This is a genomic window from Achromobacter sp. ISS7 (genome assembly GCF_056523125.1).
Genome location: NZ_JAWRZD010000001.1, coordinates 3,605,470 through 3,626,179 on the forward strand (window position 1 = coordinate 3,605,470; position 20,710 = coordinate 3,626,179).

22 protein-coding genes and 1 tRNA gene are annotated in these 20,710 nt (G+C 69.2%); 5 read left to right on the forward strand and 18 right to left on the reverse strand.

All coding sequences use genetic code 11. The features are described from left to right. Nucleotides 1-32: 32 nt before the first annotated feature. The 8 genes from AC1HFW_RS16100 to AC1HFW_RS16135 form a co-directional block, all read right to left on the reverse strand. On the reverse strand, nt 33-452 hold the full coding sequence (locus AC1HFW_RS16100; protein WP_241074377.1) for a DUF2846 domain-containing protein: 420 nt from the start codon (nt 450-452) through the stop codon (nt 33-35). Between the two features lie 99 nt (nt 453-551). Continuing rightward, nucleotides 552-628: transfer RNA gene (locus AC1HFW_RS16105), tRNA-Arg, on the reverse strand. A gap of 109 nt (nt 629-737) precedes the next feature. Next, nucleotides 738-1,322 (reverse strand): helix-turn-helix domain-containing protein, encoded by a 585-nt coding sequence (locus AC1HFW_RS16110; protein WP_006390514.1) that lies wholly within the window; start codon nt 1,320-1,322, stop codon nt 738-740. 12 nt (nt 1,323-1,334) lie between these two features. Next, complete coding sequence (locus tag AC1HFW_RS16115) at nt 1,335-2,627, reverse strand: NAD(P)/FAD-dependent oxidoreductase (protein ID WP_479284368.1); 1,293 nt, start codon at nt 2,625-2,627, stop codon at nt 1,335-1,337. Nucleotides 2,628-2,634: 7 nt separating this feature from the next. Beyond that, the gene (locus AC1HFW_RS16120) at nt 2,635-3,324 is read right to left on the reverse strand and encodes an amino acid ABC transporter permease (protein ID WP_006390516.1); all 690 of its coding nucleotides are present in this window, start codon (nt 3,322-3,324) and stop codon (nt 2,635-2,637) included. A 2-nt stretch (nt 3,325-3,326) separates the two neighbouring features. Beyond that, nucleotides 3,327-4,019: an amino acid ABC transporter permease gene (locus AC1HFW_RS16125; protein ID WP_006390517.1), complete on the reverse strand. Its 693-nt coding sequence runs from the start codon at nt 4,017-4,019 to the stop codon at nt 3,327-3,329. A 37-nt stretch (nt 4,020-4,056) separates the two neighbouring features. Next, complete coding sequence (locus tag AC1HFW_RS16130) at nt 4,057-4,848, reverse strand: ABC transporter substrate-binding protein (RefSeq protein ID WP_061073766.1); 792 nt, start codon at nt 4,846-4,848, stop codon at nt 4,057-4,059. Between the two features lie 275 nt (nt 4,849-5,123). Continuing rightward, entirely contained in the window at nt 5,124-5,879 is a 756-nt protein-coding gene (locus AC1HFW_RS16135; protein WP_479284372.1) for an amino acid ABC transporter ATP-binding protein, read from the reverse strand. A 126-nt stretch (nt 5,880-6,005) separates the two neighbouring features. Between AC1HFW_RS16135 and amaB the strand changes: the two genes are divergently transcribed. Both amaB and AC1HFW_RS16145 read left to right on the forward strand, forming a co-directional pair. Continuing rightward, the gene (gene amaB / locus AC1HFW_RS16140) at nt 6,006-7,508 is read left to right on the forward strand and encodes an L-piperidine-6-carboxylate dehydrogenase (protein WP_479284374.1); all 1,503 of its coding nucleotides are present in this window, start codon (nt 6,006-6,008) and stop codon (nt 7,506-7,508) included. A 245-nt stretch (nt 7,509-7,753) separates the two neighbouring features. Then, nucleotides 7,754-9,037, forward strand: a complete 1,284-nt coding sequence (locus tag AC1HFW_RS16145) for a phospholipase A (RefSeq protein ID WP_479284376.1) — start codon at nt 7,754-7,756, stop codon at nt 9,035-9,037. A 109-nt stretch (nt 9,038-9,146) separates the two neighbouring features. Here AC1HFW_RS16145 and AC1HFW_RS16150 read toward each other — a convergent pair whose 3' ends face one another. The 10 genes from AC1HFW_RS16150 to AC1HFW_RS16195 form a co-directional block, all read right to left on the reverse strand. After that, entirely contained in the window at nt 9,147-9,383 is a 237-nt protein-coding gene (locus tag AC1HFW_RS16150) for a hypothetical protein (protein WP_061073763.1), read from the reverse strand. Nucleotides 9,384-9,402: 19 nt separating this feature from the next. Further along, nucleotides 9,403-9,630, reverse strand: coding sequence for a FixH family protein (locus AC1HFW_RS16155; protein WP_061074518.1), 228 nt, complete (start codon nt 9,628-9,630; stop codon nt 9,403-9,405). Nucleotides 9,631-9,652: 22 nt separating this feature from the next. Next, nucleotides 9,653-11,143 (reverse strand): cytochrome c oxidase accessory protein CcoG, encoded by a 1,491-nt coding sequence (gene ccoG / locus AC1HFW_RS16160; RefSeq protein ID WP_479284379.1) that lies wholly within the window; start codon nt 11,141-11,143, stop codon nt 9,653-9,655. 74 nt (nt 11,144-11,217) lie between these two features. Beyond that, entirely contained in the window at nt 11,218-12,168 is a 951-nt protein-coding gene (ccoP, locus tag AC1HFW_RS16165) for a cytochrome-c oxidase, cbb3-type subunit III (RefSeq protein ID WP_479284382.1), read from the reverse strand. Beyond that, nucleotides 12,165-12,338 (reverse strand): cbb3-type cytochrome oxidase subunit 3, encoded by a 174-nt coding sequence (locus tag AC1HFW_RS16170; protein WP_006390529.1) that lies wholly within the window; start codon nt 12,336-12,338, stop codon nt 12,165-12,167. Before AC1HFW_RS16170 ends, ccoP begins: the two co-directional genes overlap by 4 nt. Before the next feature lie 2 nt (nt 12,339-12,340). Continuing rightward, entirely contained in the window at nt 12,341-13,069 is a 729-nt protein-coding gene (gene ccoO / locus AC1HFW_RS16175) for a cytochrome-c oxidase, cbb3-type subunit II (RefSeq protein WP_006390530.1), read from the reverse strand. 10 nt (nt 13,070-13,079) lie between these two features. Continuing rightward, a complete protein-coding gene (gene ccoN / locus AC1HFW_RS16180; protein WP_061073761.1) occupies nt 13,080-14,567 on the reverse strand; it encodes a cytochrome-c oxidase, cbb3-type subunit I in 1,488 nt (495 codons plus the stop codon). 207 nt (nt 14,568-14,774) lie between these two features. Beyond that, nucleotides 14,775-14,936 carry a cbb3-type cytochrome oxidase assembly protein CcoS gene (gene ccoS, locus AC1HFW_RS16185; RefSeq protein WP_238908893.1) on the reverse strand — a complete coding sequence of 54 codons (162 nt, stop codon included), beginning with the start codon at nt 14,934-14,936 and terminating at the stop codon, nt 14,775-14,777. Then, complete coding sequence (locus tag AC1HFW_RS16190; protein ID WP_479284391.1) at nt 14,933-15,907, reverse strand: hypothetical protein; 975 nt, start codon at nt 15,905-15,907, stop codon at nt 14,933-14,935. Before AC1HFW_RS16190 ends, ccoS begins: the two co-directional genes overlap by 4 nt. A 136-nt stretch (nt 15,908-16,043) precedes the next feature. After that, nucleotides 16,044-17,312, reverse strand: a complete 1,269-nt coding sequence (locus AC1HFW_RS16195) for an adenosylmethionine--8-amino-7-oxononanoate transaminase (RefSeq protein ID WP_006390535.1) — start codon at nt 17,310-17,312, stop codon at nt 16,044-16,046. A 112-nt stretch (nt 17,313-17,424) separates the two neighbouring features. Here AC1HFW_RS16195 and bioF point away from each other — a divergent pair, with 112 nt between their 5' ends. From bioF to bioD, 3 genes are read left to right on the forward strand one after another with little or no spacing between them, the layout of a single operon-like run. Beyond that, nucleotides 17,425-18,609, forward strand: a complete 1,185-nt coding sequence (bioF, locus tag AC1HFW_RS16200; RefSeq protein WP_479284393.1) for an 8-amino-7-oxononanoate synthase — start codon at nt 17,425-17,427, stop codon at nt 18,607-18,609. Beyond that, nucleotides 18,609-19,277, forward strand: a complete 669-nt coding sequence (locus AC1HFW_RS16205) for an alpha/beta fold hydrolase (RefSeq protein WP_479284394.1) — start codon at nt 18,609-18,611, stop codon at nt 19,275-19,277. The genes bioF and AC1HFW_RS16205 overlap by 1 nt, the downstream gene beginning before the upstream one ends. Continuing rightward, nucleotides 19,274-20,701, forward strand: coding sequence for a dethiobiotin synthase (gene bioD / locus AC1HFW_RS16210; RefSeq protein ID WP_479284395.1), 1,428 nt, complete (start codon nt 19,274-19,276; stop codon nt 20,699-20,701). The genes AC1HFW_RS16205 and bioD overlap by 4 nt, the downstream gene beginning before the upstream one ends. Nucleotides 20,702-20,710: the final 9 nt, after the last annotated feature.

Sequence of the window (20,710 nt, forward strand, 5' to 3'; positions counted from 1 at the left end):
AACACATTCAACGCGCAAGCCGCCTCGGGCAATTACTTGAGGCGATCCAGGTGCGCGTCGGGGCTGATCCCGTTGCCGGTGATGCTGATACGAAAATCATAAGTCTGGCCCGCGACCACCGTCAGATCGAGATACTGGATCGGTTCGCTGACATGCATCATCTGCAGCCCGAGCTTGCGCGCTCCCGCGGGCACCTGCAATTCCAATACCCGGTTGGAATCGATATTGGCAACGAAGCGGCCATCCACATAGAGCAGCGCATTGAGGGCCGATCCGAAGATACCGCCGTCCCTGACGATGCGCACCACGCCCTTGTCCGCCCCCGCCACCAGATAGGCCGGGTCCATCACCGACGACGGCTTGGCGCGCTGCGCGGTCTCGATATTCACGGGTATCGACCCGCAGCCTGCAAGCGCCGCCAACAACACCCCTACCAACAGATTGCGAGTCATAGCCTCTCCCGTTGCGTTTGCGGGGCAGACTATACCGTGACGGTCATGCGGGATACAAACGGCATCCGCGTGCTGTTTATAGGGTCGATCGGGGGAGCATGGCGCGGCAGGAGGGGCTCGAACCCCCGACCCCGGGCTTAGAAGGCCCGTGCTCTATCCAGCTGAGCTACTGCCGCGCGGCGTGTGGTTGCCCGGAACATGTCCGGGCGGCGCATTTTACCCTGTTGCGGACGGCGCGTGGCGGCGTCGGCCCATGCGCCCGGGTTTATCGGCCGGAAGAACGGCTCATTCCTCGCCCAGGTCGGCGTGGGTGGACACCCACAGCACCAGCGCGTCCTGCTTGCTGAGGCTGATCACCCGGTGGCCCATGCGGCTGTCGATATAGAAGCTTTCGCCCGCCTTCAGCCGGGCCGGCTCGTAGAACTCGGTATACAGCTCGACCTCGCCTTCCAGCACGTAGACGAATTCCTCCCCGCCATGGCGGCTCCAGTCCTGGAATTCGTCGAACGAGCGCGCCTTGACGCGGGTGTGGAACGGCATCATGCGCTTGTGCGACAGCGCGGTACAGAGCAGGCGGTGGTCGTAGTACGGGGTTTCGTACTGGCGGCCCTCGCCCTGGCGGCTGAGGCTGCGGCGGCCGGTGCCCATGTGGGCGTCCGAGGCGGTGAACAGTTCGGCCACGTCCAGGTCCAGGCCCGCGGCGATCTTGATCAGGTTGTCATAGGTGGGCGAAAGCAGGCTGTTCTCGATCTTCGAGAGCGTGGACGCGGATACGCCGGTGGCTTGCGCCGCCTGCTTGAGCGTCCAATCGCGCGCCTGGCGCAGGGCTCGCAGCCGTTGTGCCAACACGCTCTGTTTGTTGCCTTGCATCTGTACACCCTGTCATGCCCGCGACTGCCGCTCCCGCCACCAATCGCGCGCCTGGTAAGACCAATATGTGAGTTGAACCGCCGCCGTGCCCAGCGCCCCGCCGTTCCAGGCCAGTCCGAAGGGCTCGAACAGCCGGTAGCGCTGGCTGTCGCCGGAAATCCCCTCGGCCACGACGCGGCCGCCGATGGCGGTGGTGTTCATGCCGTGCCCGCCAAAAGCCGTGCAATACCAGACGTCGGGAGCCAGCTTGCCGATCTGCGGCATCAGATGCCGCGCGTAGGCCATGCGCCCGGACCACGCGGTCTCGACGCGCAGCCCCTGCAATTGGGGGTAGACGCTGAGCAATTCGCGGCGCAGGGACTCGGCCAGATCGGGCGGATCGTCGACACGGGTGGTGATTCTACTGCCCCAGCCGATGCGGCCGCCATCGAGCACCCGGTAGTAGTTGCCGGCGCGGCGGTCGTCGCCGATGGCGGCGGGGGTGCGGATGGCCTCGCGCACCCGATCGCCCAGCGGCTCGGTCAGCATGATGTAGGTGGCGATCGGCAGCATCGCCCGGCGCAACGCCGGCACCACGTCGCCGGTGTAGCCGCCAGTGGCCAGCACCACGGTGCGCGCATCGACCTGGCCGGCGGCGGTCCGCAACTGCCGCGACGGTCCCTCGAAGCGGGCCTGGGTGACGGGGGAATCCTCATGGATGCGCACGCCGAGCCGCGCGCATTCCCGTGCCAGGGCGCGGGCATAGTTCAGCGGATGGAAGTGGAACGACGACAGGTCCTCGATGCCCTGGAAGTAGGCATCGGACAGCAGCCGCTCGCGCACCTCGGCGCGGCCCAAGAGGCGCACGTCGCGGCCGAAGTCGCGCCACTGGTCTTCGCAATGGCGCCGCAGCGCGTCGGTGGCCTCGTAGCGCACCACGCGCAGGCGGCCGTCGACCTTGTGGGCGTCGGCGATGCGCAGGTCGCGGATGTTGTCGCGGATGATGTCGACGCCCTCGATCGACAGCCGGTACAACTGGCGGTAGTGGTCTTCGTCGACGTGCTTGCGGATGGCGTCGGCGCCGGCCGAGAACGCCGGCGACACCGAGCCGCCGTTGCGGCCCGAGGCGCCCCAGGCGATGCGGCGCCCTTCCAGCAGCGTCACGGCGCGGCCGCGCCGGGCCAGTTCCAGCGCCGTCGACAGGCCGGCCAGCCCGCCGCCCACGACGCAGACATCGGTCTCGGCCGCGCCCGCCAGCGGCGGGTAGTAGGTCTGCGCATCGCCCAGCGTGCGCTTGTAGTAGGTATCGATGTACTCGGTGGCCATGGTCGTGTCAGTTCAGCCCGGCGCCCTGCAGCCCGCCGGTCAGGCGCTTCTCCAGCCAGGTGGCCAGGCGCAGCAGCGGATAGCAGTACAGGAAGTAGATGGCGGCGATCATGCTGTAGATGAACAGCGATTTCGCCGGAAAGGTGATGATGAAGACCTCGCCCTGCCGCGTCAGCTCGGTGATGCCGACCACCGACAGGATCGCGGTGCTCTTGATCAGCATGACGTAGACGCCGCTCATGGGCTGCACGATCAGGCGCATGGCCTGCGGCAGGATCACCAGCCGCAGGATCTGCAACGGCCGCAGGCCCAGCGTCATGGCGCCCTCGGTCTGGCCGCGCGGCACGGCGCGGATGGCGCCGCTGACGATCTCGGCCACGTAGCACGAGGTGTAAACCGACAGCGACACGAACGCCGCCGTGCCCGACTCCCAGTGCAGCAGCTCGATGCCGGTGCTGGGCAGCACGAAGTAGAAGATGTAGAGCTGCACCAGGAACGGCGTGCCGCGCAGCACGTGGATGTACAGCCCCAGCACTTGATGCAGGCCGCGGATGCGGTAGCTGCGGATCACGCCGATCACGAAGCCCAGCAGCGAGCCGGCGATGATCGCCATGAACGAGATCTTGAGCGTCTCCCAGAAGCCCTTGAGCAGGAACGGCAGCACGACGCCGGCGGTGGACAGGTAGGAATCCAGCATGCTTACCTCGCGTTCCAGGCGGGACCCGCCAGCCACAGGCTCACGCCGCGCGACAGCATCAGCATCACGGCGTAGATCAGCAGATAGCCGGCCGCGATGGTCAGGAAGCTCTCGGTGGGCACGATGCGGTCGCTGTTCATCTGCACGCCGGCGGCCACCAGTTCGAACACGGTGATCAGCGACAGCAGCGACGTGTCCTTGATGAGGACCGCGGTCTGCCCCAGCAGCGGCGGCAGCGTGTTGGCGAAGGCCTGCGGCAGCACCACATAGCGCAGGCGCTGGTGGTAGTTCATGCCGCAGGCCTTGGCGCCTTCGATCTGGCCGCGCGGCACCGATTCGATGCCGACGCGGATGATCTCGCTCATGTAGGCGGCGTGGTGCAGCGTCATGGCCAGGATGCCCAGCAGCATCTCGCTCCAGCCCTTGGCGCCGGGCACCAGCATCGGCACCGCGTAATACACCAGGTAGATCTGCACCAGCAGCGGGGTCGAGCGGATGAACTGCACGTAGCCCGCCACCGGCCGCCAGACCGCGGCGCGCGGCGACATGCGCGCCAGCGCCAGCGGAATGCCGGCCAGCACCGACAGCACCAGGCTGGCGCCGGCCGCGATCAGGGTGTTGGCCAGCCCGGTGGCGAACTGGCCCGTGTACTGGCTGACGATGCGCCAGTTGTAGTAGTCGATCAGCCAGTCCATTCAGGTCCTGTCGGTCAGTGGTGGGAAAGGCGCGCGATCAGTGGTCTTTCTTCCAGTCGGTCGAATACCAGTACTTGATCTGCTCGGGCAGCGTGTTGTCGGCGGTCTTGAGCGTCTGCCAGTTGTCGAGCCAGAACTTCAGGCGGAAGGCGTTGGGGCCGACGGCGAAGGCCAGCGGCTCGCGCACCATGACGCCGTCCAGCACCCGCAGGTTGCCGAAGTCGACCAGGAACTGGTTGGCGGTGGAGAGCGACATGATGCCGGCGTCCAGGCGGCCGGTGGACAGCGCCTGGCCGACCGGCGCGCTGCCGCCGGAGAATTCCTTGAGCGTGGCCTTGGGCAGCATCTTCTTGCCGACCTCGGCGTAGGTGCTGGCGCCCAGCGCGCCGACGGTCACGCCGTCCTTGTCCAGTTCCGCGTACGACTTGTAGGGAGAGTCCTTGGGCACCACGGCGACGGTGTCGGCGTAGAACATCGGCGCCGAAAATAGCACCTGGGCGGCGCGCGCCGGCGTCGGCGTCATGTCGGCGGCCACCATGTCGGCCTTGCCCGACAGCAGCGCCGGGATCAGGCCCTTCCATTCATAGTCCTGCAGCACCAGCTTGACGCCCAGGTCGTCGGCCATGCGCCTGGCCACCTCGACCGCCAGGCCGGTGCGCTTGCCGCTCTTGTCCATGAAGCTCATCAGCGGGCCGGAGGTCTGCACCGCCACCCGCAGTTCGCCGCGCTTGATGATGTCCGACAGCTCGTCGGCGCGGGCCGGCTGGGCGATCGCGGCCACGGCCAGCGCGACGCCGGCGGCGCCCAGCCATTGTTTGATTTTCAGCATTTGCTTCCCCTTCAAGATGGATGACGTGTGTCGTTCCGGGCGTACACCTGATGCCGGCGGCGCCCGGTCAGGCCGGGCCGGCCCTGCTTGCTGCGGTTGCTGCTTGCTGCGGTTGCTGCCTGATGCGGATGCGGTGTGCTGCGGTTGCTGCGTGATACGGGTGCGCTGTGTTGCCTGCTGCGTAGTGCGTACTGCGTAGAACTTGCTGCCAAGACTGCGTGCCGCGCCAATGCCGACGAAAACCCGGGCCGGGCGCCAACGGCGCCGCCGGCCCGCTACAGGATCTTTTCCAGGAAGGCGCGGGTGCGCGCCTCTCTCGGCTGGCCGAAGACCTCGGCCGGCGTGCCGGCTTCGACGACGCGGCCGGCGTCCATGAACAGGGCGCGGTCGCCCACGTCGCGGGCGAAGCCCATTTCGTGCGTCACCACCGCCATGGTCATGCCGTCGCGCGCCAGGGCGCGCATCAATTCGAGGATGCCGCCGACGGTCTCCGGATCGAGCGCCGAGGTGGCCTCGTCGAACAGCATCAGCTTGGGGTCCATCGCCAGGGCGCGGGCGATCGCCACGCGCTGCTGCTGGCCGCCGGACAACTGGCTGGGATAGCGCGGGCCGAAGTCGGCCATGCCGACCCGGTCCAGCAGTTCGAGCGCGTGGCGTTCGGCCTGGACGCGGTCACGGCCGCGCACCACGCGCTGCGGCAGGACCACGTTGTCGAGCGCGGTGCGATGCTGGAACAGGTTGAAGTGCTGGAACACCATGCCGACGTCGGTGCGCCAGCGGTTGACGTCGGTGGCCGGGTCGGTCAGCGACACGCCGTCGACCCGGATGGTGCCGCTGTCGATGCGCTCCAGGCCATTGAGGGTGCGCAGGAACGTGCTCTTGCCCGAGCCGGACGGCCCCACCACCACCAGCACCTCGCCACGATCGAGGCGGCAGTCGATGCCCGCCAGCGCCAGATGATCGGGCTGGCCTTCTCGCTGGTAGGTCTTGGTGACCGACTCGACTAGCAGCAGGGGTTCTGACACGCGCATCGCCTTCAAAAAAGGTTTCGCATTTCGCGCTGGAGTTTCGTATAGTAAATTTATTTCCAGAATCGCCACTTAGGCATAACCCTTAAGCGAAGGCCCGCCCTTCGCCGGCATCTCCAAGGAACCGGTATGGACACGCCCCAAGACATCCTGCGCGCACTCGGACTGAATCCCGCGACCCTGACCGGCGGCACGCTCACCGCCCGCAGCCCGATCGACGGCGCCGAGCTGGCCCAGGTCCACGAACACACGGTGGCGCAGGCCCACGCGGCCATCACCCGCGCCCGCCAGGCCAGCCTGGCCTGGCGCGACGTGCCGGCGCCGCGCCGCGGCGAACTGCTGCGCCTGTTCGGCGAAACGCTGCGCCAGCACAAGCGCGAGCTGGGCCGCCTGGTCAGCCTGGAAGCCGGCAAGATCGTGGCCGAGGGCGAAGGCGAGGTCCAGGAAATGATCGACATCTGCGACTTCGCCGTGGGCCTGTCGCGCCAGCTGTACGGCCTGACCATCGCGTCCGAGCGCCCGGGCCACCGCATGATGGAAACCTGGCATCCGCTGGGCGTGGTGGGCGTCATCAGCGCCTTCAACTTCCCGGTGGCGGTGTGGTCCTGGAACGCCGCGCTGGCGCTGGTGTGCGGCAACGCCGTGGTCTGGAAGCCGTCGGAAAAGACGCCGCTGACCGCGCTGGCCTGCCAGGCGCTGTTCGCGCAGGCGGTGCAGCGCTTCGGCGACGCCCCGGCCGGCCTGTCCGAAGTGCTGATCGGCGGCCGCGACATCGGCGAGGCGCTGGTGGATTCGCACGCGGTGGCGCTGGTGTCGGCCACCGGCTCGACCCGCATGGGCCGCCAGGTCGGCCCGCGCGTGGCGCAGCGCTTCGGCCGCGTGCTGCTGGAACTGGGCGGCAACAACGCCATCATCGTCGGCCCCACTGCCGACCTCGACATGGCCGCGCGCGGCATCGTCTTCGGCGCCATCGGCACCGCCGGCCAGCGCTGCACCACCACGCGCCGCCTGATCGTGCACGAAAGCGTGGCCGACGACCTGCTGCAGCGCCTGCACAAGGCCTACGCCAGCGCCCCCATCGGCAACCCGCTGGACGGCAAGAACCTGGTTGGCCCGCTGATCGACCGCGTCTCGTTCGACGCCATGCAGGCCGCGCTCAAGGCCGCCGGCGAACAGGGCGGCAAGGTCAGCGGCGGCGAACGCGTGCTGGCCGACCAGTACCCGGACGCCTGGTACGTGCGCCCCGCCATCGCCGAGATGCCCGGCCAGACCGACGTGGTCTGCCACGAGACCTTCGCGCCGATCCTGTACGTGATGCGCTACAGCGACTTCAACCAGGCGCTGGCGCTGCAGAACGGCGTGCCGCAGGGCCTGTCGTCGGCCATCTTCACCAACGACCTGCGCGAGGCCGAGACCTTCCTGTCGGCCTCGGGCTCGGACTGCGGCATCGCCAACGTCAACATCGGCACGTCGGGCGCCGAGATCGGCGGCGCCTTCGGCGGTGAAAAGGAAACCGGCGGCGGCCGCGAATCGGGTTCGGACGCCTGGCGCAACTACATGCGCCGCGCCACCAACACCATCAACTACTCGCGCAACCTGCCGCTGGCGCAGGGCATCAAGTTCGGCGAATAAGCCGCAAACCCAACGGCACGAGGCCCCGCGCATCGCCGATGATGCGCGGGGCCTCGTGCCATGCGGGGCGCCGATATCGGCCCGCGGCCTTGCGCCGGCACGCGCGCCACTCACGCCGGGCACAGCCGGCGGCGCGTCCACGCTACCGCGCCCATGTTGCAAGTCCTACATCCGATAAGCCCGACTTACAAAATGTAGGCCGGGCCGATGCTACATTGCAGCGTCACAGATACCACCGGCCTCCCATGACTTCGTCCCGACGCATTGCCCTTCCCCTGCGCACCCTGACCGCCGCCCTGGCGCTGGGCCTGGCCGGCACCGCCGCCGCCGGCGTGTCGTACCGGCTCGACCGGCCATCGGCCGCGCCCGGCGACACCGTCACCATCGAGGCGGTGTACTTCAACGAAGGCAATGCCCGCGCCACCTGGGAGGCCCCGTCCGAACTGGTGCTGCAATGGCGCGGCCAGGACGGCCAGATCGTGCGCAGCCTGGCCAAGCTGCAGGGCGGCAAGGCCAACTACAGCGTGCCGGTCAACAATTTCGCGCGGATGGCCTGGACGGCCGTCGTGCCGGCCACGGCGCGCGGCCTGCAGGCGATCGCCATCGAAGGCCAGCCGGCGATGATGGCGCTGGACGCCACCGGCCGCGACAGCGGCACGCTGGCCAGCACGCCCGCGCAAGGGCCCGTGGTCGACGCGCGCACCGGCCAGCCGGTGCCGCCCGCCGTGGTGGCCGCGGCCGGCGCGTCGCCCGAAGGCGGCCCGGCACCGGACGCCGTGGCCGTCTCGAACTACCAGCAATCGGCCTTCGATCATTTCCGCAGCGCGATCTCGGAATACAAGCCGGTGTACTTCGACATCGGCACCCGTGGCCAGACCACCGCGCGCTTCCAGATCAGCGCCAAGTACCGCCTGTTCAGCCCGTCCGGCAACCGCCCGGCCACCTGGGGCGAGAATTTCTACCTGGGCTATACCCAGACCTCGCTGTGGGACCTGCAGGGCGATTCCATGCCCTTCATCGACACCACCTTCAACCCCAGCCTGTTCTGGCTGTCGGACAACATGTGGCAGTCGGAAAACCAGAGCTGGCGCCTGGGGCTGAACACCGGCGTCGAACACAACTCCAACGGCAAGGCCGGCGACGACTCGCGCTCGGTCAACAACGCCTATATCCAGCCGCAGTTCAACTACCGCTTCGACGGCGGCAGCACGCTGACCTTCGCGCCCAAGGTCAAGGCCTATTTCGGCGTGGCCAGCGAGAACTCCGACTACGCCGACTACGCCGGCCGCGTCGACTGGAACCTGCGCTGGGCGCAGGACAACGGCGCGGTGGTCTCGGCCATGTACCGCCAGGGCGACCAGCGCCGCCGCACCACCCAGCTCGATTTCGCCTGGCCGCTGCAGCGCACCTGGCTGAACATGAACGGCTACCTGCACCTGCAGTACTTCAACGGCTACGGCGAAACGCTGCTGGGCTACAACCAGCGCAACGAATCGCAGTTCCGCATCGGCTTGTCGCTGGTGCCCTGAGAAGGCCGCCGGCGCTACGGGCGCATGGATCCCGCAACAAAAAAAACCGGCCGCGAAGCCGGTTTTTTGTTGCCCGATGCCGTGAATGCGCTCGGCGCCGCCGCGAACCCTAGAGATCCGGGTCTTCCTCGACCTTGGGCATCAGGTAGGCCGTCAACGCGCTCGACGCCCCCGCCATCCCCCAAAGCAGAAAGAACGACACCGTATAAAACCCCACCCGCCCCGTCGGCACATACCCGAACACCGCCACATCCAGCGGATCGATCAGGGCAAAGACAATCGCGCTGCCCACGGCCGCCGCCAGGAACGACGGCCACAGTATCCACATCAACGACTTCAACCCCATGGCGTGCCTCCGGAAATCATCAACGAACGCCGCTCGCGGCCGGCGGCGTGTCCGCCTGCTCGATCACCAAGCCGCGCTTGACCACGCCTTCCTGGATCGGCTGGTCGCCGAACTGGGTATAGGCCAGGTAGATCGTGATCGAACAGCCGATCACCGCCAGGAACGGCCCGGCCATCAGGAACCAGGGCCAGAACTCGCGGTACCAGGGTTTCACCATCATCGGCGCGGCAGCATGGGCAGTAGTCATCGTCGGCATCCTTTTTCCCGAATCAATCGGGCACATAGAAACTTGCGGCCTCGTCGGTCTCGACCGGCCGGTTCTCTTGGTCATGGGCGCGGGCCCGCAACGTGATCGGGTGGGCACCGGGTTCGACGCCGGCCGGCGCGCGGATCACCATCGGCACCAGCTTGTTGGCCGCCGCTTCGACCTCCACCACGTCCGACTCGCCCTGTCCGGCGCGCACCGCCAGCCCCGGCACGCCGTCGGCCGACAGCCGCAGCCGCAGCGGCGAATCCGAGGTGTTGATGATCTGCAGCCGGTACACGTTCTCGATCATGCCGCCGGCCACTTCGCGCCCCAGCACGCCGCGGTCGCGGATCACGTCGACCCGCAACGGGTTGCGCATCGCCAGCGAGGCCACGAACGCCACCGCCAGCGCCAGGATCAGCGAGCCATAGATCAGCACCCGCGGCCGCAGCAGGTGCGAGCGCGCGCTCTGGGTCGACAGTCCGTCCAGCATCGCCCGCTCGGAGGTGTAGCGGATCAGCCCCGACGGGTACTGCATCTTGTCCATCACCTGTTCGCAGGCGTCGATACAGGCGCCGCAGCCGATGCACATGTATTGCAGGCCTTCGCGGATGTCGATGCCGGTCGGGCACACCTGCACGCACAGGCTGCAATCGACGCAGTCGCCCAGCCCGGCGGCCTTGTGGTCGACCTTGCGCGAGCGGCCGCCGCGCGGATCGCCGCGGCGCTTGTCGTAGGTCACCACGAAGGTATCGGGGTCGACCATCACGCTCTGGAAGCGCGCGTACGGGCACATGTACTTGCACACCGACTCGCGCATGAAGCCGGCGTTGCCCCAGGTGGCGAAGCCGTAGAACACCATCCAGAACCATTGCCACGGCCCCAGCTGCAGCGTGAACAGTTCGTGGCCCAGCTCGCGGATCGGCGCGAAATAGCCGATGAAGGTCGAGCCGGTCCACCAGGCCAGCGCGATCCACAGGACGTGCTTGGTGACCTTCAGGCGCGCCTTGCGCCAGGTCCAGGGCGATTCATCGAGCCGGATGCGGGCGACGCGGTCGCCTTCGACCCTGCGCTCGATCCACATGAAGATCTCGGTGTAGACGGTTTGCGGACAGGCGTAGCCGCAGAACAGCCGACCCGCCACCGCGGTGAACAGGAACAGCGCCAGCGCCGAGATCACCAGCAGCACCGCCAGGTAGACCACGTCCTGCGGCCACAGCACCAGGCCGAACAGGTAGAACTTGCGCGCGCCCAGGTCGAACAGCACCGCCTGGCGGCCGTTCCATTGCAGCCACGGCAGGCCGTAGAAGATCAGCTGGGTGAGGAAGACGAAGGCGATGCGCCAGCGCGCGAAGATGCCGCTGACCGAGCGCGGATAGATCTTGCCGCGCACGTCGGCCAGGGTCTGCTCCAGCGTTTCATGGCCAGGACGCGGCGGCCGCACGTGCGGCCGCCAGGGTGGCGGGTCGCCGCCAGGCGAACTGCTGACGCTTGCGCTTGACCCATCATCCATGTGCTGCTCCGTGCGGTAAGTCCATGTGATATGGGGGCCGCCATCGCGGCGCGCCCCCACCTATGTGGCGATGCCTACTTGGCCGAGGCGGCTGCCGTGGCCGGTTGTTGCGCATCCGGCTTGTTGGACAGGCCCCAGACCCAGGCGGTCAGGATCTTGATCTGTTCCGGGCTGAGGATGTCGCCGTGCGCCGGCATGCGGTTGTCGCGGCCGTCCAGGATCGTCTTGACGATGGTGGCCTCCGAACTGCCGTAGAGCCAGACGTCGTCCGTCAGGTTGGGCGCGCCCAGCGCCTGGTTGCCCTTGCCGTCGACACCGTGACAGGCCACGCAGAAATTGGCGAACTCGCGCTGGCCGCGGAACACCCGCACCGGATCGGCGGTCAGGCCCGACAGCGAACGCACGTACTGCGCGATGTCGGCGGCGGTCTTGGGATCGATGGCCGATTTCCAGGGAGGCATCATGCCGATGCGGCCGTTGGTGATGGTCTGCATGATGGCTTCGGGCGAGCCGCCGTGCAGCCAGTCGCCGTCGGTCAGGTTGGGAAAGCTCGGGCCGCCCTTGGCGTCGGAGCCATGGCACTGCGCGCAGGTGTTCAGGAACAGGCGCTGGCCGATTTCACGGGCGCCCGCGTCCGCGGCGATCTGCGGCACGGTCATGGTCTCGAAGCGCGCATAGATCGGGCGCACGGCCGCGGCCATCTTGGCCTGTTGCTGCGCCACTTCGTCGGCGCTGCTGTAGCCGAGCTGGCCCTTGTACGACCCCAGGCCGGGCATGAAGAACAGGTAGCCGAGCGCGAAGGCGCAGGCCAGCAGGTACATCCAGGTCCACCAGCCGGGCACCGGGTTGTTCAGTTCCGTGAGGTCGCCGTCCCAGACGTGGCCGGTGTCCTCGACCTGGCCGTTGGCCGGCTTGGTGCTGAGCCAGCGGCGCTGCGTGTACAGCAGCCACACACACCAGACCACGCCGCCGACCGCGACGATCGAGATGAAATACCCCCAGAAGCCATTGACGAAATCGCTCATGACCGATCCGCTCCATCTTGTTGTGCCGGCCCGAACTCATCGGGCAGCGCGAACGGCAACATGGCCGATTCGCTGTTGGCATGCTGGCGGCCGCGCGAGCAGGCCCACCAGACGATGCCGAAAAAGGTTGCCATCGAGATGGCGGTGACGATTGCGCTCAGCAGGGCCATGGTCAGCCTCCGGTGGCCGCGGGTTGCGCGGCGGCGGCCGGCGGCTGCGCGGCCTTGCTGGCTTCCTCGGCCTTCCTGGCCTCTTCCGCCTTCCTGGCCTGCTGCGCCTTGCGCACGCCGACGCCCAGCCCTTGCAGGTAGGCCACCAGCGCGTCCTCTTCGGTCTTGCCCTCGATGGCCTTGGGCGCCGCGGCGATCTCCTCGTCGGTGTACGGCACGCCCAGGGCGCGCAGCGCGCGCATCCGCTGCTCGACGTTCTGGCCGGTGATCACGGTCTTTTCCAGCCACGGGTAGGCAGGCATGTTGGACTCGGGCACCACCTTGCGCGGGTTGCGCAGGTGGATGCGGTGCCAGTCGTCGGAATAGCGTTCACCCACGCGCGCCAGGTCGGGACCGGTGCGCTTGGAGCCCCACAGGAAGGGGTGGTCGAACACCGACTCCGAAGCCAGCGAGTACGAGCCGTAGCGCTGCACTTCGGCGGCCAGCAGGCGCACCTGCTGCGAGTGGCAGCCGACACAACCTTCGCGGATGTAGACGTCGCGGCCCATCAGGCGCAGCGGGCTGTAGGGTTCGACCCCCGCCACCGGCTGCGTGGTGCTGTGCTGGAAGAACAGCGGCACGATCTGCACCAGCCCGGCGAATGACACCACCAGGATGCTGGCGATGATCATCCAGCCGATGTTCTTCTCGAGCGTCTGGTGGGAAAAAAAGCCTTGTTGCTTGTTGGCCATGATGTCCTCGTCAAACGGTGGCCGGCGCGGGCGCGGCGACAGCCGGCGCGCGGGTGGCGTGGGGGTCGTCCTGCGGGATGGCGGGGTTGACCGCCTGCGCGCCGCGCACCGTCTTCCACACGTTCCAGGCCATGACCAGCACGCCTGACAGGAACAGCGCCCCGCCCAGCAGACGGATCAGGTAGTACGGCACCCGCGTCTTGAGTTCCTCGACGAAGCTGTAGACCAGCGTGCCGTCGGCGGCGGTGTCGCGCCACATCAGGCCCTGCTGCACCCCGGCGATCCACATCGCGGCGATGTACAGCACCACGCCGATGGTGGCGATCCAGAAGTGCAGCTCGATGGCCTTGACGCTGTACATCTTCTCGCGGCCATACAGGCGCGGGATCAGGTAGTAGAGCGAGCCGAACGAGATCATCGCGACCCAGCCCAGCGCGCCGGAGTGCACGTGGCCGATGGTCCAGTCGGTGTAGTGCGACAGCGCGTTCACGGTGCGGATCGACATCATCGAGCCTTCGAACGTGGCCATGCCGTAGAACGACAGCGCGGTCACCATGAACTTCAGGATCGGATCGGTGCGCAGCTTGTACCAGGCGCCCTGCAGCGTCATGATGCCGTTGATCATGCCGCCCCACGACGGCGCCAGCAGGATCAGCGAGAACGTCATGCCCAGCGACTGGGTCCAGTCGGGCAGCGAGGTGTACAGCAGGTGGTGGGGCCCGGCCCACATGTAGGTGAAGGCCAGCGCCCAGAAGTGGACGATGGACAGGCGGTACGAGTAGATCGGACGGCCGGCCTGCTTGGGCACGAAGTAATACATCATGCCCAGGAAGCTGGTGGTCAGGAAGAAGCCGACCGCGTTGTGGCCGTACCACCACTGCACCATGGCGTCCTGCACCCCGGCGTAGGCCGAGTACGACTTCCACAGCGTCACCGGCATCTCGATGTTGTTGAAGATATGCAGGATGGCGATGGTGAGGATGTACGAGCCGAAGAACCAGTTGGCCACGTAGATGTGCTTGGAACGGCGCTTGATGATGGTGCCGAAGAACACGATCGCGTAGGCCACCCAGACCAGGGTGATCAGGATGTCGATCGGCCATTCCAGTTCGGCGTATTCCTTGCTGCTGGTGTAGCCCAGCGGCAGCGTGATGGCGGCGGCCACGATGACCGCCTGCCAGCCCCAGAAGGTGAACGCGGCCAGCCGGTCACAGAAAAGGCGGGCCTGACAGGTGCGCTGGACCACGTAGTACGAGGTCGCGAACAGCGCGCTGCCGCCAAAGGCGAAGATCACGGCATTGGTGTGCAGCGGACGCAGGCGGCCGTAGCTGAGCCAGGCGGTGTCGAAATTCAACTGAGGCCAAATCAGCTGCGCGGCGAGAAAAACGCCCACAGCCATGCCGACAATGCCCCAGACCACCGTCATGAGCGCGAACTGCCTCACGATGCGATAGTTGAAGGTATCGGCCTTGCTTGCGATTGCGGCGCAATCGTTCATCACCCTTCCCCCAAAAGAAACAATTAGCTTCAGGTTTCAATGATGGGGGGTCGCGCGTAAACCGGGGTTGATGTGAATCAAACCCTATTGGCCGTGCAGGGGAACCCGCAGCGCCGGCGCAACGTCCATGGCCGGGCGGCGGACACGGCGGATCGGACGGCTGCCCGATGGCCGCCGCCTGCGCAATGCCCGGTGCCAGAGGGGGATCTAGCCGCGCGCGGCCGGGCCGCTGTCGTCGTCGCGCAGGATGGCGGTGCCGGCGTTGTCGGTGTCGTCGTACTGGCCGTTGAACACGGCCCACCACAGCGACACGCCGATGGCCAGCACGAACAGCAGGGACAGCGGCAGGAGCAGATAAAGGATGGTCATGGCGCGGCTTCCAGCGCGCCGCCGGGCGCCAGGCTGCCCGACCAGTCCTGGCGCGACAGCCGCCAGGAGTTGTAGGCCACCGCCAGCGACGACACCAGCATGGTGATGGCCGCCAGCCAGGGCGTGACCCAGCCGACCAGCGCCAGCGGCGTCATCAGCAGGTGCCAGACCAGCGAGCCGTGCAGGTTCTGGCGCGCCTTGCGTTGCGCCTGGGCCAGCAGCGCGTCCAGCGCGGCGTCGGGCATGGACGGATGCGCCGCCAGCGCCGAATGCGCCGACGCCATGGCGGTGGGCACCGCCATCGACATGGCACAGGGACAGCTCATGACCAGCAGCGCCACCATCACCGGGATGCTGTGGGCCGGGTCGATATAGGCCCAGGCCGCCGCCGCGCCCAGCGCCAGCGCCACCTGCGCCATCACGAAGCGCGACGCCAGCCGGTCGGCGCCCGCGCCCAGCCGCTGGCGCTGGGCCTCGACCCTGGCATGGCGCTGGCCGCCGGCGGTGCCGCCGAACGACTGGCGTGCGCACAGTTCCAGGTAGCGCGCGGTCAGCAGGAACGCGACGAACATGGTGACCGAATCGAAATAGACCTCGCCGTGGCCCGAGTAGGTGGCGTAGACACTGGGGATGAAGGCGGCGACGATGCCCAGCGCCACCGGCACGTCCATGCCGGCGCGGCCCTGGCGCAGGTTGGCGCCGGCGTGGCGCCAGATCGGCCAGGCCGAATACAGCACCACCGGCACCGTCAGGGCCAGGCTGGCCCAGTTCATCAGCACGATGGCCCAGTCGAGCGTGTCCAGGGCGTCCCTGGGAATGCCTTCGTGGCGCAGGTAGCCGGGCCAGGCGAACATCATCACCTGCATCATCGCCAGCCACGCCAGCGACAGGCGCACCAGCGCGTGGCGGCGCTGCTGGCGCTCGGCGTCGGACAGGGACGAAGGGACGGCGAAAATGGATTTTGCTCGCATGCGCCGATGCTACCCAGCGCCGCCGGCGCCCGCCTTGACCTGGATCAAGCAGCCCCCGGCGCCTTGCCGCGACCCCGCCCGGTGACGGCGGGAATCCCGGCGGCGGCGCCGTCAACCGGCCGGGGGCGCCGCCGATTCAGGGCCGCTGCGCGCGCAGCACGGTCACGACCGCCCGCATCAGGGTGTCCAGCTCGTCCGGGGCGATGGTCAGCGCCGGCGTCAAATACACCACGTTGCCGAACGGCCGCACCCAGACGCCGGCCTCGACCAGGCGCCGCTTGAGGGCCTCGCGGTCGTCGATGCGGTCCAGCTCGACCACGCCGATCGCGCCCAGCACCCGCACGTCGCGCACCCAGGCCAGCTCGCGGCACGGCGCCAGCCCCGCTTCCAGGGCCGACGACAGCGCCCGCGCCTGGGCCAGGCGCGGTTCGCTCTCGAACAGGTCGAGCGAGGCGTTGGCGGCGGCGCAGGCCAGCGCGTTGCCCATGAACGTAGGGCCATGCATCAGCGCGTGCGACGGGTCGTCCGACCAGAAGGCGTCGAACACCCGGCTGCTGGCCACCGTGGCGGCCAGCGGCAGCGTGCCGCCGGTCAGGGCCTTGGACAGTGTGATGATGTCGGGGCGGATGCCGGCCTGCTCGAACGCGAACATCGTGCCGGTGCGGCCGAAGCCGGTGAAGATCTCGTCGAAGATCAGCAGCAGGCCATGGCGGTCGGCCAGCTGGCGCAGGCGCCGCAGCACCTCGGGGTCGTGCAGCAGCATGCCGCCGGCGCCCTGCACCAGCGGCTCGACCAGGATGCCGGCCAGTTGCGGGCCGCGCGTCTCCAGGAAGGCGTCGAGCCGGGCCATGGCGGCCTCGTCGCGCGGCAGGTCGACGATGTCGTGTTCGGCCAGCATGCCGCGGAACAGGCTGTGCATGCCCTCGTCGGGGTCGCACACCGCCATGGTGCCGAAGGTGTCGCCGTGATAGCCGCCGCGGAACGCCAGGAAGCGGCTGCGGCCGCGTTCGCCCTGGTTCAGCCAGAACTGCACCGCCATCTTCATGGCGACTTCCACCGCCACCGAGCCGGAGTCCGTGTAGAACACCCGGTCCAGCCCCGGCCCCAGCAGGCCGGCCAGGCGCCGCGCCAGGGTCAGGGCGGGTTCGTGGGTCAGGCCGCCGAACATCACGTGCGGCATGGCGTCCAGCTGCGCCCGCACCGCCTGGGCGATGTGTGGGTGGTTGTAACCGTGGCAGGCGGTCCACCAGGACGCCACGCCGTCGATCAATTGGCGGCCGTCGGCCAGTTCCAGGCGGCTGCCGTGGCTGCGGACCACGGGCAGCGGCGGCGTCGCGGTCTTCATCTGGGCGTAAGGCTGCCAGATATGCGGCTGGCCCCGGGCCATCCAGTCGGGGGTATGCATGTTTCACCTCCACTACAATGGCTCGCATTCTACGGCCGGGGGCCTGACGGCGCGCTTCGCGGCCGCGGCCCTGGGGCGGGGCACCCGCCGCCGGCCGCCGCAGGAAATCGTCATGTCCAAGCTGGATCCCCTCTTTTCTTCCGAACTGGCGCAAGCCGAATCGCGCCGCGTCCGCCGCCGGCTGCGCGCCGCCGGGGCCGCCCCCGCCGGCCGCATCGCGCTGGACGGCGCGACGCTGCTGAACTTCTCCAGCAACGACTACCTGGGCCTGTCCCGCCACCCGCTGCTGATCGAGCGCTCGCGCGAATGGGCCGCCCGCCACGGCGCCGGCGCGCAGGCCTCGCGGCTGGTGTGCGGCAATCTCGACCTGCACGAGCAGGTCGAGGCCAAGCTGGCGCGCCTGAAGGGCACCGAGGCCGCGCTGCTGCTGGCCTCCGGCTGGCAGGCCAACGCCGCCGTGCTGCCCGCGCTGCTGCGCGCGGCCGCCGGCCAGGGCGAGGTGCAGGTCTACGCCGACAAGCTCAACCACGCCAGCCTGCACCACGGCTGCCAGGCGGCGGGCGTGCGCCAGATCCGCTTCCGCCACAACGACCTGGACCACCTCGAGGCGCTCTTGGCGGCGCGCGCCGACCCGTCGGCCGCGCCCGCCGTGCGCTTCATCCTGACTGAAAGCGTCTTCAGCATGGACGGCGACCGCACCGACGTCGCCCGGCTGGCGGCGCTGGCCGAACGCTACCAGGCCTTCGTCTACCTGGACGAGGCCCACGCCACCGGCGTGCTGGGGCCGGGCGGCATGGGGCTGGCCGGACTGGCGCCCGGTGGCGTCGACCTGGCCATGGGCACCTTCAGCAAGGCGCTGGGCGGTTTCGGCGCCTACGTGGCGGGCTCGCGCGCGCTCTGCGACTACCTGGTCAACGCCTGTTCCGGTTTCATCTACACCACCGCCCTGCCGCCCGCCGTGCTGGGCGCCATGGATGCCGCCCTGGACCTGGTGCCGACGCTGGACGCCGAACGCGCCCGGCTGGCGGCCTCAGGTGAACGCCTGCGCACCGCGCTGCACGGCCTGGGCGTGGACACCGGCGACTCGTCCACCCAGATCGTGCCCGCCATCGTCGGCGACGAGGCCCGCGCCCTGGCGCTGGCGGCGGCGCTGGAACAGCGCGGCCTGCTGGCCGTGGCGATCCGCCCGCCCACCGTGCCGGCCGGCACCAGCCGGCTGCGCATCGCCCTGAGCGCGGCGCACCGCGACGGCGATATCGACCAACTGATAGACGGCCTGACGGCCGCGCTCGCCTGATGCCGGCCGCCGCTCCGTCCGTTCGCCCCACCCTGCTGTTCCTGCACGGCTGGGCCTTCGACGCCGCGTTCTGGGCGCCGCTGGCCGCCGCGCTGGCCGACTGGCCGCAGGCCGTGGCCGACGCCGGCTATTTCGGCCCGGCCCACGCGCCCGCGCCGGCCGGGCCGGTGCTGGCCATCGGCCACTCGCTGGGCGCACTGCGCCTGCTGGGCGAACCGCCGCCCGCCTGCCTGGGCCTGGTGGCGATCAACGGCTTCGCCTGCTTCGGCGCGGCCGACGACTTCCCCGACGGCGTGCCGGCGCGCATGCTCGACCGCATGCTGAACCGGCTGGCGGCGCAACCCGACACGGTGCTGCGCGATTTCCGCCAGCGCTGCGGCGACGCCGGCGCCTTCGGCCCGCCCCAGCTCGAACCGCTGGCGCGCGACCTGCGGATCCTGCGCGACGCCGACCAGCGCGCCGCGCTGGCGACGCTGCCCATGCCGCTGCTGGCGCTGGCGGGCGCGGCCGATCCGATCGCCCCCGCGCCGATGACGACGGCGGGCTTCGGCGCCGCCGCCGAACTGCACTGGCGCGAGGCCGGCGGCCACCTGCTGCCGCTGACCGACACCGACTGGTGCGCGCAGCGCATCCGCGCCTTCCTGGCCCGCGTGGCGCCCGCCGCATGAGCGCCGATCCGCGCAATGCCCGGGTCGGCGCGCGCTTCGGCGCCGCCGCCACCCGCTACGACGACCACGCCCCCGCCCAGCGCATCACCGCCGCGCGGCTGGCCGACGCGATCGGCCGGCTGGCGCTGCCGCCGCGCCCGCGCATCCTGGAGATCGGCTGCGGCACCGGCCTGCTGACGCAGGCGCTGGCCGCGCGGCTGGGCCCGGCGGACTGGACCGTGACCGACATCTCCCCCGCCATGCTGGCGCGGGCCCGGCAGGGCCCGGCGCTGCCCGGCGCCGCCCGCTACCAGGTCCTGGACGGCGAGCATCCGCAAGGGCTGCCGGGAGACTACGACCTGATCTGCTCCAGCCTGGCGGTTCAGTGGTTCGCCGACCTGAACGGCGGCCTGGGCCGCCTGGCCGGCCTGCTGGCGCCCGGCGGCCACCTGGCGGTGGCCACGCTGGCCGAGGGCACCTTCGCGGAATGGCGCGCCGCCCACGACGCTGTCGGCCTGGCCGCGGCCACGCCGGCGTATCCCCCAAGCGGCGCCATCCGTCCGGCCATGGCCGATCTGGCCGGTGGCGTGCACAGCGAACGGCTGATACAAGATCATCCTGACGGCCTGCACTTCCTGAAGGCATTGAAGGGCATAGGCGCCACCACGCCCGCCCCCGGCACGGCGCCGCTGGGCGCGGCCGCGCTGCGGCGGGTGCTGGCGCAATTCGACAAACAAGGCGCCACGGTGACCTACCACCTGGCCTATGGCATATGGAAAAACATGACTGACTCCCCCGCCCAAGGCGTATTCGTCACCGGCACCGATACCGGCATCGGCAAGACCCTGGTGTCGGCCATCCTGACGCGCGCCTGGCAGGCCGACTACTGGAAGCCGGTGCAGACCGGCGTGGCCGAGGAGCCGGGCGACACCGAGACCGTCGCCCGCCTGGCGCAGCTGCCGCCCGAGCGCCTGCACCTGCCGGCCTACGTGCTGCAGGCGCCGCTGTCGCCCTGGGCCGCCGCGCCGCTGGAAGACGCGGTGATCGACGCCACCGCCATCGTGCCGCCCGCCACCCGCGCGCCGCTGATCGTCGAAGGCGCCGGCGGCCTGTACGTGCCGATCGACGACAGCCACATGATGATCGACCTGATCGCGCGCCTGGGCATGCCGGTGGTGCTGGCCGCGCGCAGCGGCCTGGGCACCATCAACCACACCCTGCTCAGCCTGGAAGCGCTGCGCCGCCGCGCCATCCCGGTGCTGGGCGTGATCATGAGCGGCCCGCTGTCGGCCGGCAATCGCGAGGCGATCGAACGCTTCGGCAACGTGCGGGTGCTGGCCGAGATCCCGCCGCAGGACCGGGTCGACGCGGCCGCCGTCGAAGCGCTGGCGCGCACCGTGCCGCCGCTGGCGGAGTGCCTGGCGGCCATGCGCGCCGCGGCCTGACGGCATCGG